Genomic DNA, 15,900 nt, shown 5'->3' on the forward strand with positions numbered 1-15,900 from the left:
CTGGGGATCCACAAGAAGAAGGAGCGGGTGCTCTTCGACATGGAAGCCCGCCGCCAGCTCGAAGTCTAACCGAGGGAGGTCAACGAGATGTCGAGGATTATTTGTGCTGCCGCGATCCGCGGGGCCCACGCCATCGTGGACCGCGTGGAGAAGAAGGTCAACGACGCCATCGCCAAGTTCGGCGAGGACAAAGAGGTCAAGCTCCCCAACACCGGGTACTACCTGCCCGTGATCTACGGCATCCTGGGCCACAAGGTGGAGAAGCTCGCCGACATGAAGCCGGTTCTGGCCAAGTGCCGGGAGCTCCTGCCGCCCCAGGTGGAGGAGAAGCTGTGGGTGCCCTACCTGGGCCACGCCCTCGACGCCGGCATGGCCACCCTGTTCGCCTACGACATGGAGGAGGCGCTGAAATACCTCGAGGATCCGATCCCCTACGTCACGGGTGAGGAGCCCACCGAGGACAACATCTGGCTCGGCGCTGCCGACGACGTGATCATGCGCAAACGCGGCGTCGAGTTCGTGGACGGCTCGGCCCCCGGGTTCGCGGCCGTCGTGGGCGCGGCCCCCGACAACGAGACCGCGGTCAAGATCGCCAAGGAACTCCAGGAGAAGGGCATCTACGTGTTCATGGCCTCGGAGCACAACGGCAAGACCTTTGCCGAGCAGCTCGTGGAGGCCGGGGTCCAGGTGGGCTGGCCCACCCGGCTCGTGCCCTTCGGCCGCGACACCTCGGCCGCCATCCACGCCGTCGGGTTCGCCACCCGGGCCGCCATGGCCTTCGGCGGCGTGAAGCCGGGCGACTATCGGGGCATCCTCCGGTACAACAAGAACCGGATCTTCGCGTTCGTGCTGGCGCTGGGCACCGTGACCGACGAGTGGTACGCGGCCGCGGCCGGGGCCATTAACTACGGGTTCCCGACCATCGCGGACTCCGACATCCCCGAGATCCTGGTCACCGGGATCTGCACCTACGAGCACGTGGTCTCCAACGTGCCCCACGACCAGATCGTGTCGAAGGCCATCGAGGTCCGGGGCCTCAAGATCCAGATCTCCAAGATCGACATCCCGGTCTCCTACTCCCCGGCCTTCGAGGGCGAGCGGATCGGCCGCGACGCCATGCACGTGGAGCTCGGAGGTCCCAAGGCCGACGGGTTCGAGTTCTGCCGGATGCTCGACCTCGACCAGGTGGAGGACGGCAAGTTCGAGGTCATCGGGCCCGATCTGGACGAGATGGAGGTGGGCAAGACCTACCCGATCGGCATCTGGGTCGAGGTGGCCGGCCGGAACATGCAGCCCGACTTCGAGCCGATCCTGGAGCGCCAGATCCACCACCTCCTGAACGGCGCCGAGGGCGTGCTTCATATCGGGCAGCGCGACATCCTGTGGATGCGGATCTCCAAGAAGGCTTACGAGGCGGGCTTCCGCCTGAAGCACTTCGGCACGATCCTCCACGCCAAGTTCCACAACGAGTTCGGGAAGATCCTCGATAAGGTGCAGGTCAAGATCTACACCGAGCCCGAGAAGGTCAAAGAGCTCATCGAGGAGGCCCGCAAGACGTACCGCGAGCGGGAGTCGCGTCTCGGTGCCATGACCGACGAGAGCGTGGACACGTTCTACTCCTGCCTCCTGTGCCAGTCGTTCGCCCCGGACCACGTGTGCGTGATCAGCCCCGAGCGGCCTGGGCTCTGCGGCGCCTACAACTGGCTCGACGGCAAGGCCGCCTACGAGATCAACCCCACCGGCCCGAACCAGCCCGTGAAGAAGGGCGAGGTGATCGACGAGCGCCTCGGCCAGTGGAGCGGCGTGAACGAGTACGTGTACCAGAACTCCCACGAGTCCGTAACCGCGTTCAGCGCCTACTCCTTGATGGTCGATCCCATGACTTCCTGCGGGTGCTTCGAGGCCATCGTGGTGCTCCTGCCCATGGCCAACGCGGTCATGGTGGTGGACCGGGACTACCCGGGCATGACCCCCTGCGGCATGCCGTTCTCGACCCTGGCCGGGTCGGTGGGCGGCGGGGCCCAGACCCCGGGCTTCGTGGGCATCTCGAAGTTCTACATCGGCTCGAAGAAGTTCATCTCGGCCGAGGGCGGCATCAAGCGGCTCGCCTGGATGCCCAAGCACCTCAAGGAGGCCCTCAAAGAGGTGATCCAGAAGCGGGGCGAGGAGGAGGGCGTGCCCGACCTCTACGACAAGATCGCCACCGAGGAGGACGCCACCACCGAGGAAGAGGTGATGGAGTTCATGCAGAAGGTGGGCCATCCCGCCCTCGAGATGGAGCCCATGATGTAAGGCGTCGGCCGGGGGAGGGCCGCCGCCCTCCCCCGGCCGGTTCGTGGTTCAACGGTTTGCGCGGACTGCGCATTGACGAAAGGAGTTAGGGATCATGGGACTCACGGGAATTCAGATCTATAAACTGCTCCCCCAGACCAACTGCAAGGAGTGCGGGGAGCCCACCTGTCTCGCCTTCGCCATGAAGCTGGCGGCCGGGAAGGCCGAGCTCGAGAAGTGCCCCTACGTGAGCGAGGAGTCGAAGGCCCAGCTCTCCGAGGCGAGCGCCCCGCCGATCCGGGAGGTCACCCTGGGCCAGGGCGACGCGGCCTGGAAGGTGGGCGGAGAGACCGTGAAGTACCGCCACGAGAAGACCTTCGTGAACCCCACGGCCATCGTGGTGGCCCTCTCCAACGACCAGCCGGCCGACCACGTGGACGCCCAGCTCAAGCTCCTGAACGAGCAGAGCTTCGAGCGGGTGGGCAAGACCCTGGCCCCCAACTGGGCCTTCCTCTGGGACCAGAAGAAGGACCAGGGCTCGTTCCTGGAGCTCGTGAACAAGGTCGGCGGCGCCACGGAGAAGGGGATCATCGTGTCCTCCGAGGACGTGGCCACCCTGAAGGCCGCGGCCGAGGCCCTGAAGGGCAAGAAGTTCGCGATCCACCCGGTCACCAAGGACAACGCCGACGAGCTCATCGCCTTCGCCAAGGAGGTGGGGGCCGTGCCGGTGGCCAAGGGAGACACCCTCGACGACCTCGCGGCGGTGGGCGAGAAGATCGTGGCCGCGGGCCTGAAGGAGGCCCTCCTCGACACCGGCTGGAAGGGCATCCGGGAGACCGTGACTGCGAACATCGGAATCCGGCGGGCCGCGCTGGACAAGAAGTTCCGGCCCTTCGGGTTCCCCACGATCGCGTTCCCCTGCGCCATGACCGACCACGTGGAGCTCCAGGCCACCTACGCCGCGCTCCTTATCGACAAGTACGCCGGCGCCGTGGTGCTGAGCACCCTGGACCCGGCCGTGACCTACCCGCTGCTGGTGAACCGGCTCAACATCTACACCGACCCCCAGCGGCCCATGACCATGGACCAGGGCATTTACGAGATCAACAACCCCGGCCCGGACAGCCCGGTCATCATCACCACGAACTTCGCCCTGACCTACTTCGTGGTGAGCGCCGAGGTCGAGGCGAGCCGGGTGCCCACCTGGCTCCTGATCATGGACACCGAGGGCATGAGCGTGCTCACCGCCTGGTCGGCCGGGAAGTTCGTGGCCGACGCCATCGCCCCGTTCGTGAAGAAGAGCGGGATCACCGAGAAGGTGAACCACCGCAAGATCATCATCCCGGGCTATGTGGCCCAGATCTCCGGCGAGCTCCAGGAGGAGCTGGGAGAGGGCTGGGAGGTGGTGATCGGCACCCGCGAGGCAGCCGACATTCCGAAGTTCCTCAAGGACTACGTGGCCCAAAACAAGTAAGCCCGGCCGGGGGCGCCGCCGGCGCCCCCCGGTTTTCGCCTTTGGAGGGATAAGATGAAAATCTTCACGATTGCCGAGAGCATCAACATCATGAGCAAGACGATCGGGCCCGCGATCCGCGAGAAGAACAAGGGCCCGATCCAGAAGATGGCCGAGGAGGAGCTGGCGGCCGGCGCCGACATGCTGGACCTGAACCTGGGCCCGGCCCGGAAGGCCGGCGACGAGATGATGCGCTGGCTCGTCGAGACCGTGCAGGAGGTCAAAAAGGACGTCCGGCTCGCGCTGGACACCACGAACACCGCCGCCGTGGAGGCGGGCCTGCAGGTGTGCAACGAGCGGGCGCTCATCAACTCCATCTCGGCCCAGCCCCAGAGCATGCAGGAGCGGCTGCCGCTGGTGAAGAAGTACGATGCGGACTTCGTGGCCCTGACCATGAGCGAGGAGGGGATTCCGCGGGACGCCAGCGAGCGGGCCGTGGCCCTCACCACCATCATGGCCATGGGCGATGAGCTTGGGATCGACCACGCCCGGTACTGGGTGGACCCGATCGTCCTCCCGGTGTCGGTGGACATCAACCAGGTGAAGGCCTACATGGAGTTCCTGCCCATGGTGAAGGACATCATCCCCGGGGCCACGAACACCTGCGGGCTTTCCAACGTCTCGAACGGCGCGCCCAACGAGCTCCGGCCCATCCTGAACCGGGTGTACCTGATGATGCTCTACCACCTGGGCCAGGAGTCGGCGATCGTGGACTCCTACGACTCCGAGATGATGGCGATCTGCCGCGGCGAGCGGATGGACCAGGTGGAGTACATCGGCAAGCTCATGAAGGGCGAGGACGTCCAGCCCACGAACGACACCGAGAAGGTGCTCTACAAGACCTTCAAGGTGCTGAACGGCGACGTGCTCTACTCCCACAGCTGGCTCGAGGACTAACGGATCCGTTCCGACCGCTCGGAACCTCGCGCCCCGGGCCCCACGGCCCGGGGCGTTTCTTTCGGGGGGACCGGTATAGCCATGCTGGAAACGAAGCGGGAGGAATGGGGGTACGCCGCCGTGGCGGCCGCCGCCGTGCTGTGGGCTTCGTCGGGGGTGGCGGGGAAGGCCCTGTTCCGGGGCGGGGTGGAGCCCCTGGCCCTGGTGCAGATGCGGGCCACCCTGGGGGCCGTTGCGGGATTCCTGGTCCTGGGCCTCCGGGGCGCGCCCCTGCGGCTCCCGCGGGCCGAGTGGCCTTGGGTCGCCCTGCTCGGGGGCGGGGCCCTGGCCTTCGTGCAGGTGACCTATTTCTACGCCATCAGCCGGATCGAGGTGGCCGCCGCGATCCTGCTCCAGTACCTGGCGCCGGCACTGATCGCCGCCGTGGCCGTCGGGACCGGAGCCGAGCGGGCCACCCGGGCGAAGCTCATCGCCCTCGTCCTCGCGCTCGGGGGGGCCTACCTCGTGGTGGGGGGCGGGGGACTCCGTCTCTCCCGCATGGACGGGCTCGGGGTTTCCGCCGGGCTCGCCTCGGCCGTGTGTTTCGCGGCCTATAGCCTCCTGGGGCAGCGGGTCATGGCCCGGGTGCCCCCTTGGACCGCCCTCGTTTACGCCCTGGCGTTCGCCGCCGTGACGCTGCACCTTCTGTACCCGCCGTTCCACTACCTCCGGGCCGGGTACTCCCCCGGGCAGTGGGGGCTCATCGCCTACGTGGCCCTGATGGGAACGCTGGTTCCCTTCGGGCTCTACTTCGTGGGGATCGAGCGGATCCGCGCCACCCGGGCGAGCATCGTGGCGCTCCTGGAGCCGGTGGCGGCGGCGGCGATCGCCTTTGCCGTGCTGGGCGAGGCCCTGGGCACCGGCCAAATCGCCGGCGGGGCGCTCGTGCTGGCGGCGGTGGCGGTGCTCAATCGGGAGCGGGAGGCCGGCCGGGCCCCCGCGGGATGAGGAGACGGACCGATGCAGCCGAACGATCACGACGCGCCCCTCCTGGCCGGGGGCGCGTTCCTCCTGGAACACCGGGACGCGGCCGAGACCTTCACGCCGGAGGACTTCACGGCCGAGCAGCGCATGATGGCCCGCACGGCCCGGACCTTCATGGAGAACGAGGTCCTCCCCGTTTCGGACCAACTCGAGGGAAAGGACCTCGACCTCCTGCGCCGGCTGCTGCGAAAGGCCGGCGAGCTGGGGCTTCTCATGGCCGACGTGCCGGAGGACTACGGCGGGCTCGGGCTCGACAAGGCCACCTCGGCCCTGATCGCCGAGAACCTCTCGGGGCAGGCCTCGTTCCAGATCACGGCCCTGGTGCAGACCGGGATCGGGAGCCTCCCCCTGGTGTACTACGGCACCGAGGCCCAAAAGCGCCGGTACCTCCCCGGCCTTGCCGACGGGAGCCTCCTGGGCTGCTACGCGCTTACCGAGCCCACGGCCGGGTCCGACGCCCTGGCCATCCGGACCCGGGCCGTGCCCTCGCCCGACGGGCGGTCCTACCGGCTCACGGGCACGAAACAGTTCGTCACCAACGCCCGGATCGCCGACGTCCTGACCGTGTTCGCCAAGGTGGACGGCCGGCATTTCACGGCGTTCCTGGTGGACCGGGACGCCCCGGGGCTCACGTTCGGCCCCGACGAGCGAAAGATGGGGCTCCACGGCGCCACGACCTGCGGCGTGCACCTGGATGAGGTGGTGGTACCGGCCGAGAACGTGCTCGGCGAGGTGGGCCGGGGCCACAAGATCGCCTTCAACATCTTGAACATCGGCCGGTTCAAGCTGGGGGCCGTGGCCGTGGGGGCGGCCAAGCGGGCGCTGGAGCAGGCCCTGGCCTACGCGCTGGAGCGCAGGCAGTTCGGCCGCCGGATCGCCGCGTTCGGGGCCATTCGGGAGAAGCTCGGCGAGATGTACGCCCGCATCTGGGCGGCCGAGGCGGCCGTGTACCGCACCGTGGGCCTCATTGACGCCCTGGTGGCCCGGGCTGGCCACGGCCGCGGCGAGGGCGGGCTCCGGTCGATCGAGGAGTACGCGATCGAGTGCGCCCTGGTGAAGGTGCTGGGGACCGAGACGCTCGATTTCGTGGCCGACGAGACCGTGCAGTGCCTGGGGGGGTACGGGTACTGCGCCGAGTACCCGGTGGAGGCCTACTACCGGGACAGCCGGATCAACCGGATCTACGAGGGCACGAACGAGATCAACCGGATCCTGGCGCCGACCTTGCTCAAGCGGCGCGCCGGGGCCGGGGAGCTCCCCCTGGAGCGGCGGATCGCCGAGGTGCGCGCCGCCCTCGGCCGGGGCGGGTTGCCGGGCCCGGGCATGGCCGAGGGCCCCCTGGTCGGGGGGCGGCGCCTCGTGCAGGGGCTCAAGGCCCTCGCCCTCCTGGTGCTCGGGGCGGGCTGGGACGCCGGGGACCAGGCCGTGGACCTGCGGATCGCCGACCTCGCCCTTCTCGCGCTCCAGGCGGAATCGGCGGTGCTGCGGGCCGAGAAGGCGGTGCGGGCGAACGGCGAGGCGCGGGCCGCGATCCCCCTGGCGGCGGCCCGCCTCACGGTGGAGCAGGCCGTCCGCAGGGCCGCATCGCTGGCCGAGGAGACCCTGGTCCACCTGGGCGACCGGGAGGCCCTGGCGAGGCTCCCCGGCGTGTTGCGGCGCGACCCGGCCGACACCCTGGCGCTCCGGGAGGAGATCGCGGGGTGGTTGGTGGAGCGGGAGCGGGTGGACCTGTAGCGCGGGGCCGATCCGGGAATTCGTTACTCCTCCAGGAGCTCGATCCCCTCGCGTTCCGCCCAGGCCCGGAGTGCCTCCTTTTGGGCCTCCTCCTCGAACCGATGCCAGTCGTCAAGGAGCCCCCGCTCCTCCAAGAACGCCTTGAACCGACGGTACGCCCCCTTGCGGCGGAAGAACGCGGCGACCCGACCCGCCTCCTCGGGGATCCGGCGATCCACGAACTCGCTCACCACCCGGCTCCCCAGGGCGAGCTCGTGGCGGCCGGGCACGGGAACGTAGTCTTCGCCCAAGCGACCCGGGTCCTCGATGCCCTCGGGGCCGTCTTCGTCAAGCCAGCCCAGATCCTCGCTCCAGAACCAGATGGCGCCGGTGGGCCGGTGCACGAACGCGAGGTGTTCGACAAATCCGGAGCTTTCCACGAAAATGTAGGCCTCGTGCAGGTCGTCCAGCTTGACGGGCATGGCGTTTCCTCGGTTTCACGGTAGAACGCTCGGTGGGGCCGATCCCAGCGGGATTTTGACGTACTGCGGCAGTATGGGCAAGGCCGTGATCTCGAAACCACCGTCCCCCCGAACCGGGTGCGACGGGCCCGTGTTGTCAGGAGTCGGTGGACAGACGACAGAGGACAGGGGGCTCTCTGACCTCTGACTTCTGAATTCTGGCCCCTGATACGGCAGCCGCTCCCACAGGTTGGGACAGCCGCTGACGCTGGAATCACAAAGGATTTTGGCGTTCTAGCATCCCAGCCTCCCAGCGTCCTAGCGGGAAGTGACTTGGAAGGACGCGGGCTGCCCTCAGGGGCGTTCGGCAAACCCGCAATAGGGGAAGTGGCAGACGGGGCACCGTCGGCAGAGTCCTCCGACCCCCCACCGGCGGACCTGTTGGGGGGTGGGGATGACCCCGGCGAACAGGAGCCCGAGCAGGGGGTCCAGGCTGGTCCACTCGTCGTGGACCACGCAGGCCGGGGCACCGACCGCGATCCGGTGGCCCCGCGTCCCGAGCATCAGCATAGACCCCGGCAGCACGGGCACGCCCCGAAATCGCACCTCGGAGCATACCGAACGGATGGCCGCAGGGGTCCGATCGTCCGCGTCGACGCTCATGCCGCCGGTGCACAGAACGACCTCGGCCCCTTCGTCCCAGAATCGGCGAACGGCTTCGGCGATCCGTCGGGGATCGTCGGACACGACGGTGCCGCCGGTGAGGTCGGCCCCGTAGCGGGCGAGTTTTTTCCGGAGTTTGGGGGCAAAGGCGTCTCGCACCAGTCCATCGGCCAACTCGCGACCGGTCACCACCAACGCGACCCGGAGTTTTCGAAACGGAAGCACGCTGACGACGGGGGCCACCGAGAGGGCGCGCTCGAGTTGGGAACGCTGAATCGCCAGGGGCACCACGCGGAAGGCCGCCACGGGGTTCCCAACGTCCACGACCGCGTTCGGGCTCACCGTGGCAAAGATCCAGTCGGGATCCTCGTTCACGCGGTGGACGGAGTCGGGGTCGAACGAGGCAAGGCCCCGTGCGGCGGCCACCAGCGTGCAGCGGCCCTCCGCAGGGCCCTCGACCGTCACGTGCGTTCCGGCGCACCGGGCCGACATTCGTAGCGCGGCCCGGTCCTCGTGGACCTCCTCGGGGTCCAGTTCCAGCACGGTCAGGTGGGCCCGGCCCATGGCACGCAATACGGGCAGGTCTTCCGGCCGGACCACGTGGCCGCGCCGAAATCTGGGTCCCTTGAACCCGGCGGCCGCGTCGATCTGGGTGAGGTCGTGGCTGAGGGGCAACCCAACCGCCTCTTCCAAGGGGATTTCCTTCCGCCTCATCCGAGCCTTCTCCTGTTTCCAGACGCCCTCGGCCGGGGCGAGCGCGGGCGGGCTCGAAAGGCCCAGCCGCCCGTGGGGTTCCCGCGTTTTCGCCGGCCCGTCGAACCCTGCCTTCTTGCGCGGCGGTGCGCGGAGCCCGATGGAGTACCGATGACCGCCGGCACGAAAGGGGCGAACGTGGGATCCCCGGCCTTCGAGCCGCTCCATCGCCTCCGGTCCCCGGGGCGCGCTTCGGTTCGGGCGGGTCCGGGGACCCCGTCCGCCTCGTCAAGGGAAAGCGGCGAAACGCCGGGGAACGAGGGCAGGGATTACCCGTCGGTCGCTTCCGGGTCGTAGGGCGCGGCGGCGTTCTCCAGGCGCTTTCTGATATTCGCAACCACGTTCAGAAAAGCCCGCGCGGCGGGGGACTCCGGCGCCTCGTCGAGGAACGGGCGGCCTTGGTCGCCGGCCCTCACGAGGCGCGGGTCAACGGGGATGCGGCCCAGGAACGGCAAGCCGGCCTGCCGGGCGGTTGCCTCCCCTCCCCCTTGCCCGAACAGGGCCTCCTCGCGGCCGCAGTGGGGGCACACGTAACCGGCCATATTCTCCAGAATGCCGAGGATCGGCAGGTGAACCTGGCGGCAGAACTGGATGGATTTTCGCACATCGGCCAAGCTCACCTCCTGCGGGGTGGTGACGACCAGAGCCCAGGCGTCGGGGATGGTCTGGGCGACCGTGAGGGGTTCGTCTCCCGTCCCGGGGGGGCAGTCGATGACAAGGCAGTCCAACTCGCCCCACTCCACGTCCCCGATGAACTGGCGGATCGCACCGATTTTCAGGGGGCCCCTCCAGATGACGGCCCGGTCGGGGCGATCCAACAGGTTTCCCATGGAAACCACCTTGAGGTTGGGCCCGCAGTCGATGGGTTCAATCCCCTGGCCCGTTACCTTGGGGACCCGGCCGACCACGCCGAGGAGAACGGGCACCGATGGGCCGTGCAGATCCACATCCAGTAGTCCGACCCGGTTCCCCGTACGCGCCAGGGCCGCCGCGAGGTTGGTGGCCACCGTGGATTTTCCGACCCCGCCCTTGCCGCTCATGACGAGGATTTTGTGCCGAATGCCCTCTAACCGTTCTGCGAGTCGACGATCCTGCGCCGCCATCTCGGGGTCCCGCAGGGGCTGCATGGATGAACAGGCCTCGCTCATTCGGTTTCCCTCCTTGTCGTTTCTTCGAGGATTGGTGCCGACCGACGTTTCACGAGTGCATTCAAACGTATCGCCGGACGCGGGCGGGGGACCGGCGCCGGCCGGGCGTGAATTGCCGTTCCTTCCGTGCCCTCGGGTTCGGCGGTCGGGGGGATTTCATCCGATGCCCAGGACCCCTCGTACGGCCTCCCAGCAGGCGCAAAAGTCGTCCCGCAGGGGGCCGGACGCGTGCTCCGGGACCGTGGTTTGGGCCACCTGGGCATCGATCACCCCGGGGTCGTACCGGATTCTGCCGCCGATGGTGAGACCGTTCTCCCCCGCCCATCGCTCCGCCTCTTCGGTGAGGTCGGGGTTGAGATCCCATTTGTTCACACACACCGTGGCCGGCACCCCGAGCTGGTCGGCCAGCGCGGCCACCCGGCGGAGGTCGTGGAGCCCGGACACGGTGGGTTCCGTGACGATCACGGCGTGGGAGGCGCCGGAGAGCGAGGCGATAACGGGGCAACCCACCCCCGGGGCCCCGTCCACGATGACGAGTTCCAGGCCCCGGGCCTCGGCGATCCGGTCCGCCTCCTGCCGGAGTTGGGTGACGAGTTTCCCGCTGTTTCCCTCGGCGATGCCCAACCGAGCATGAACCAAGGGCCCATGGCGGGTCGCGGACACATACCATTCCCCGCTTACGGCGGGCTCGAACGCCACGGCACCGGAAGGGCAGAGCCGCCAGCACAGCCCGCAGCCCTCGCAGGCATAGGGGTCCACGCGGTATCGGTCTCCGTCGGGCCGGATCGCGTCGAAGCGGCACGCCTCGTGACACTGCCCGCATCCCGTGCACGCGTCGGAACGGATGCTCGCCTTTTTTCCCCCCACGAACTCGTGGCGGGACTCCTGTCGCGGACCGAGGATCAGGTGCAGGTCGGCGGCGTCCACGTCGCAGTCCACCAGAATCTTGTTCTCGCTCAGCGCGGCGAACGCGCCCACGAGGCTCGTTTTCCCCGTTCCGCCTTTTCCGCTGATGACGACCAGCCGCTTCATCGGAGCCCCTCCACGATGGCGGTGAGGAGGTCCCGGAACCGCTGCCCGTACTCCGGGATCTGTTCACCGGCCAGTTGTCCCCGGGAGTACGCCTCGGCGACCCTCCGGTCGAACGGCAACTCCATGAGCAGGGCCAGCCCCTGGGCGCGACAATAGTCCCGTACCGACGGGGCCCCCCGGTCGGCGCGGTTCAGCACGACCCCGCAGGGGAGCCCGAGGGCCCGGACCATCTCCACAGCCAGGTGCAAGTCATTGAGCCCGAACGGCGTGGGTTCGGTGACGAGGATCACGAAATCGGCTCCCCGAACGGCCTCCATCGCCGGACAGGAGGTGCCGGGTGGGGCATCGATCACCACGAGATCCGCCCGCTCGGCTCCGTTCCGCACCGCATGAATCACCGGTGGGGCAAGGGCTTCTCCGACGTTCAGCGTGCCCATCCGAAACGCACACCCCAGGGCGGTGCCCTCTTGCACGGTGCCGATCGGCCGGGGTTCCTCGCGGATGGCCTGCTCCGGGCACAGGGCGGCACAGGCCCCGCAACCGTGGCACATGTGATCGAACACGAGCACGGTGCCGCCGAAGCATCCGATGGCGTTGAACTCGCACACCCGGGCGCAGGTGCCGCAGGACGAACACCGGCTCTCGTCCACCCGCGGAACCGGCACGGTGACCGGCTCGACGCGGGAGATGCGGGGCCGAACGAAAAGGTGGCAGTTCGGTTGCTCCACGTCGCAATCGAGAAGCGCCGCCCCCGCGCCACCCGATGCGGCCCACGCCAGGTGCGTGGCCACGGTGGTCTTTCCGGTTCCCCCTTTTCCACTTGCTACGGCGATTTGCACGGCGAGACGACCTCCTGCGGGGCTGACCCGAGCCCGCGGACGGGGGTGTCGAGCAGGGGCGAGGCGGGGTCGCGAATCCCAACCCAAGGCATTCCCGAACGCGGCGTTCTTGCCCCCGAGGAGCCGCGGACGGGTACGGCACTCGCGCCCGGCCGAAGCCGGCCCCCAACTTCGTGGCATGGCAACACGGTCCATGATCTTTGTTGTGCCCGGAAACGGTGCAGAAAAATGGGTAGCCCGACCGAGGTAGCGCCGGGCTACCCGAAACCTCGGCAGTCCCGCGACCCGGGCCCCCGGAGGGCGGGGCCCGGCCACGGCATCACCGACAACGGGAACGTACCTTCCCGGAAACCGGGGGCCTCCGCATCTCTACGGGGAGGCCTGATCCTCGCCTCGGGCCCTCAGCCTCTCTTCCACGGCTTTCAGCTGGGCCCGTAGCGCGGCCGCCCGGGCTTCCAGCCAACTGCGGTCGTCATCCGCATCCGCCCATCGGAACCACCCACACCCGGGCCCCGGCCCTCGGCCCCAGCCTGCCGCGGACCGGGGCGCACGACGGCAGAACCCGCGTCCCCAACCGGTTCCCGGACCCCTTCCCATCGGTCCTGTTCCGTCTCCCCACGGCATGGCTCTCACCTCCTTCTTGCTTGGATTACGCGTGGCTGTGGTGCCCCCCGCACACATCGGTTTCTTGGATGGGGCGGACCAACCCATCGAGGTACGCCTGGACCACCTCCCCCACGGTGGTTCCGGGGCCCACCAGGACGTCGATCCCCGCCTGCTGGAACCCGAGCAGGGGCCGCATGCCGATGCCGGCGACCACGAGGCAGGTTGCTCCCTCCCGGTAAAGAAGTTGCACAGGGACGAGGCACCCCCCCTCCGTATGCTCGACGTTGGGGACCACACGGGTGTCGAGCACCTGTTTGTCTTTGACGGCCACCAGGGTGAAGGCGTCGCACCGGCCGAAATGGCCCGACCGCGGGGCGTCGAGGCCCCCGGGGGCCTGGGAGGGTACAGCGATGACGGTCTTGTCCATTGTCGTCTCCTTTTCCCCTTGCTCACGTGTGGGGCTTCCCCGCCGCGGTGGCGGCGGTGGCCCGGGGGAGTTTGCCTTCGCGCCAGGCTCGAAGGGCATCGGCCACGGTGCCGGTGGCGCCCTGATACGCCTCGATGCCGGCCGCGGCGAGGGCTTGGTACGCCTTGGGACCCACGGCCCCTGTGATGACGACCTTTGCCCCCCGTCCGGCCACGACCTGGGCGGTGGCGATGCCGGCCCCCTGCACCGCGTTGACCCCCTCGGAGTTTTCGAATGCTTCCCACCGGTCCGCGGCGTCGTCGTAGAAAAGAATCCAATACGCCCGGCCGAACCGCTCGTCGACCTTGTCCTCGGGGGAGGGCCCCCTCGATGTGATGGCGATCTTCATGCGAACTCCTTTGCCCTTCGAGGTTTATTCCCTTGGCGTTCCCCGCCCCGGACGCCCATGCCTCCGGGCACCCCGGCGGCATCCGGGGGAAACGCACAACTCGCCCTCTTCCCCCCGCGCCCACCGGCGAAGCGCCTCTTCGGCGGGGCCCCGGTATCCCCAAGCCACCTCCAGGCCCTGCGCCTCCAGCGCGGCGCGATGCCGTGGGTGAATCCCGCCGCAGACCACCCAGCGGACCCCGAGGTCCCGCAACCACAGCGGAAGGGGCGGGTCAACGACCGGGTCCCACTGGACCCACCGAAGGGGCTTGCCGTCGCTGCGGCACCAGTCCTCGCCCGCGAGGCAAAACATCCGGGCGAAACAAAACCGCGGCAGAATGCGGCCTCGGTAAACGGGCGCCGCCGCGAGCCCGGGTACCCGAAAGCGTTCCCTCTGTGCCATGCCCGACCGAAGAGCAAAGGGCGTGCCAGCAGCTATGGACAACGGATGCAGGAATTATGAGGTGATATCGGTGTGTTAGGCTTAGGACCCTGAAAAGGTCCGCCGGAGGGAGTGTTGCAAATGCAACGGTCGGAAACGGTCAGGGCATTGGAATGGCCGGATCACCAGGTGGGAAGCAGGGGGCGGGCCCGGTGTTGCAATGCACACCATGATGCATCACGTGCAACGCAGGTCAGGGCTGGTTTGCCCTTTCGCGTCGAAGCCACCGCCACAGGGTCGTGCGGTGGACCCCGAGCGCCCGGGCGGCCTTGGAAAGGTTGCCCCCGTGCTGGCGCACGATTCGCTCGAGTTCGGCGGGGCTGGGGCGGTTTCGGGAGGGGGGGGCAAGTGCGCGGTCGGCCGATGCATTCTTGATGCTCGGGGGAAGATGCTCGGGGAGAATCTCGTGCCCCCGGCACAGGATCACGGCCCGCTCCACGGCATGAAGCAGCTCGCGCACGTTGCCCGGGTACTCGTAGGCCAACAGCAGTTCGAGGGCCTGCGGAGCGTACGCTTGCACTTTCTTTCCGTATCGCCGGGTGTACCTGTCGAGGGCGAACTCCAACAGCAACGGGAGGTCGTCGGGGCGCTCCCGCAACGGGGGAATCCGTAGCGATACCACGTTAATCCGAAAAAAGAGGTCCTGGCGGAATGTCCCCTCGGCGACCATCCGCTCCAGATTCCGGTGCGTCGCCGCCAGGAACCGCACGTCGGCCCGCCGGGGGCGTTTGGCACCCAGCGGTTGATATTCGCGGTTTTCGATCACGCGCAGCAACTTCACCTGGAGCGGCAGCGGAAGATCCCCGATCTCGTCGAGGAACAAGGTGCCGCCGCTGGCCTGTTCCAACCGACCCGGCCGATCCTCCACCGCCCCGGTGAACGCGCCCCGTTTGGCCCCGAAGATCTCCGCCTCCAACAGGGATTCGGGCAGCGCCCCGCAGTTGACAACGACGAACGGCCCTTCGCGGCGTGGGCTCAGTTGGTGGATCGCCCTCGCAAAAAGGTCCTTACCCGTGCCGCTTTCCCCTTCCAGGAGCACCGTCACATCGCTGGCGGCCACGTCCGGGAGAACGTCGAAAATCTTTCTCATGGCCGCGTTGCGGCTCACGATGTCCTGAAACGAGCACCTGTCCAGGACCTCCTTGCGCAGGGCATCGAGTTCGGAAAGGTCCCGGAACGTCTCCACGCCCCCCACGGGCTCGCCGCTCGGATCTCGCAGCACGGAAGCGCTGACCGAGATCGGAATGGGTCGGTTCGCGCGGTCCAGGATGTCCACGACGCGGTTTCGGACTGGGGATCCCGTGCGCAACGCTTCCCGCACGGGACAGTCCGAAAAGCAGACGTTGGATCGGAAAATCTCGCAACAGGGTTGCCCCAGGGCTTCTTCCCGCCGAAATCCGGTGATTTCCTCGGCAGCCCGGTTGAAGGAGGTGATCCGCATTTCGGTGTCAACGGTGAACACCCCGTCGGCCACGCTGTCGAGGATCGTGGCCAGGTGCACGTCGGGGGGCTGCGGGGACGGATCCCTCATGTCCGGTACCTTACGCCCTGATTCCTTCGAAGGGAAGACGCCTCGCCGGGCGTGCGGCCGCGGAAGTTCCCGGGAAGGGAACCGCCGCGCTTATTTCCCTTAATGTATCGGGCAACACGGCCGATAAGCAAGATAAACCACTTCAAGGAGGTGTG

General features: G+C 68.2%; 14 protein-coding genes. 5 read left to right on the top strand and 9 right to left on the bottom strand.

What is annotated here, in order from left to right; translation table 11 throughout:
* The first annotated feature begins 87 nt into the window (after positions 1 to 87).
* The 5 genes from acsB (at position 88) to ACYQ8L_RS08440 (ending at position 7,438) form a co-directional block, all read left to right on the top strand.
* Positions 88 to 2,292, top strand: a complete 2,205-nt coding sequence (gene acsB / locus ACYQ8L_RS08420; RefSeq protein ID WP_459941341.1) for an acetyl-CoA decarbonylase/synthase complex subunit alpha/beta — start codon at positions 88 to 90, stop codon at positions 2,290 to 2,292.
* Between the two features lie 94 nt (positions 2,293 to 2,386).
* Positions 2,387 to 3,745 carry an acetyl-CoA decarbonylase/synthase complex subunit gamma gene (gene acsC, locus ACYQ8L_RS08425; RefSeq protein WP_459941342.1) on the top strand — a complete coding sequence of 453 codons (1,359 nt, stop codon included), beginning with the start codon at positions 2,387 to 2,389 and terminating at the stop codon, positions 3,743 to 3,745.
* Positions 3,746 to 3,799: 54 nt separating this feature from the next.
* Complete coding sequence (locus tag ACYQ8L_RS08430) at positions 3,800 to 4,681, top strand: dihydropteroate synthase (protein WP_459941343.1); 882 nt, start codon at positions 3,800 to 3,802, stop codon at positions 4,679 to 4,681.
* A gap of 81 nt (positions 4,682 to 4,762) precedes the next feature.
* Positions 4,763 to 5,668 carry a DMT family transporter gene (locus tag ACYQ8L_RS08435; RefSeq protein WP_459941344.1) on the top strand — a complete coding sequence of 302 codons (906 nt, stop codon included), beginning with the start codon at positions 4,763 to 4,765 and terminating at the stop codon, positions 5,666 to 5,668.
* A gap of 12 nt (positions 5,669 to 5,680) precedes the next feature.
* A complete protein-coding gene (locus ACYQ8L_RS08440) occupies positions 5,681 to 7,438 on the top strand; it encodes an acyl-CoA dehydrogenase family protein (RefSeq protein WP_459941345.1) in 1,758 nt (585 codons plus the stop codon).
* Positions 7,439 to 7,461: 23 nt separating this feature from the next.
* On the opposite strand, the gene ACYQ8L_RS08445 is transcribed toward ACYQ8L_RS08440, so the two are convergent.
* The 9 genes from ACYQ8L_RS08445 to ACYQ8L_RS08485 all read right to left on the bottom strand — a co-directional run bounded on the left by ACYQ8L_RS08445 (position 7,462) and on the right by ACYQ8L_RS08485 (position 15,745).
* Positions 7,462 to 7,899: a hypothetical protein gene (locus tag ACYQ8L_RS08445; RefSeq protein WP_459941346.1), complete on the bottom strand. Its 438-nt coding sequence runs from the start codon at positions 7,897 to 7,899 to the stop codon at positions 7,462 to 7,464.
* A gap of 333 nt (positions 7,900 to 8,232) precedes the next feature.
* On the bottom strand, positions 8,233 to 9,255 hold the full coding sequence (locus ACYQ8L_RS08450; protein ID WP_459941347.1) for a molybdopterin-binding protein: 1,023 nt from the start codon (positions 9,253 to 9,255) through the stop codon (positions 8,233 to 8,235).
* 308 nt (positions 9,256 to 9,563) lie between these two features.
* Complete coding sequence (locus ACYQ8L_RS08455; protein WP_459941348.1) at positions 9,564 to 10,442, bottom strand: P-loop NTPase; 879 nt, start codon at positions 10,440 to 10,442, stop codon at positions 9,564 to 9,566.
* 156 nt (positions 10,443 to 10,598) lie between these two features.
* Positions 10,599 to 11,474, bottom strand: coding sequence for an ATP-binding protein (locus ACYQ8L_RS08460; RefSeq protein WP_459941349.1), 876 nt, complete (start codon positions 11,472 to 11,474; stop codon positions 10,599 to 10,601).
* Entirely contained in the window at positions 11,471 to 12,313 is an 843-nt protein-coding gene (locus ACYQ8L_RS08465) for a nucleotide-binding protein (RefSeq protein ID WP_459941350.1), read from the bottom strand. Before ACYQ8L_RS08465 ends, ACYQ8L_RS08460 begins: the two co-directional genes overlap by 4 nt.
* A gap of 369 nt (positions 12,314 to 12,682) precedes the next feature.
* A complete protein-coding gene (locus tag ACYQ8L_RS08470; protein ID WP_459941351.1) occupies positions 12,683 to 13,024 on the bottom strand; it encodes a DUF5320 domain-containing protein in 342 nt (113 codons plus the stop codon).
* Positions 12,963 to 13,346 (bottom strand): NifB/NifX family molybdenum-iron cluster-binding protein, encoded by a 384-nt coding sequence (locus tag ACYQ8L_RS08475; protein ID WP_459941352.1) that lies wholly within the window; start codon positions 13,344 to 13,346, stop codon positions 12,963 to 12,965. Before ACYQ8L_RS08475 ends, ACYQ8L_RS08470 begins: the two co-directional genes overlap by 62 nt.
* Before the next feature lie 22 nt (positions 13,347 to 13,368).
* Positions 13,369 to 13,734, bottom strand: coding sequence for a NifB/NifX family molybdenum-iron cluster-binding protein (locus tag ACYQ8L_RS08480; protein ID WP_459941353.1), 366 nt, complete (start codon positions 13,732 to 13,734; stop codon positions 13,369 to 13,371).
* Positions 13,735 to 14,407: 673 nt separating this feature from the next.
* Positions 14,408 to 15,745 carry a sigma-54 interaction domain-containing protein gene (locus tag ACYQ8L_RS08485; protein ID WP_459941354.1) on the bottom strand — a complete coding sequence of 446 codons (1,338 nt, stop codon included), beginning with the start codon at positions 15,743 to 15,745 and terminating at the stop codon, positions 14,408 to 14,410.
* Positions 15,746 to 15,900: the final 155 nt, after the last annotated feature.

It is taken from the genome of Deferrisoma palaeochoriense (assembly GCF_054656955.1).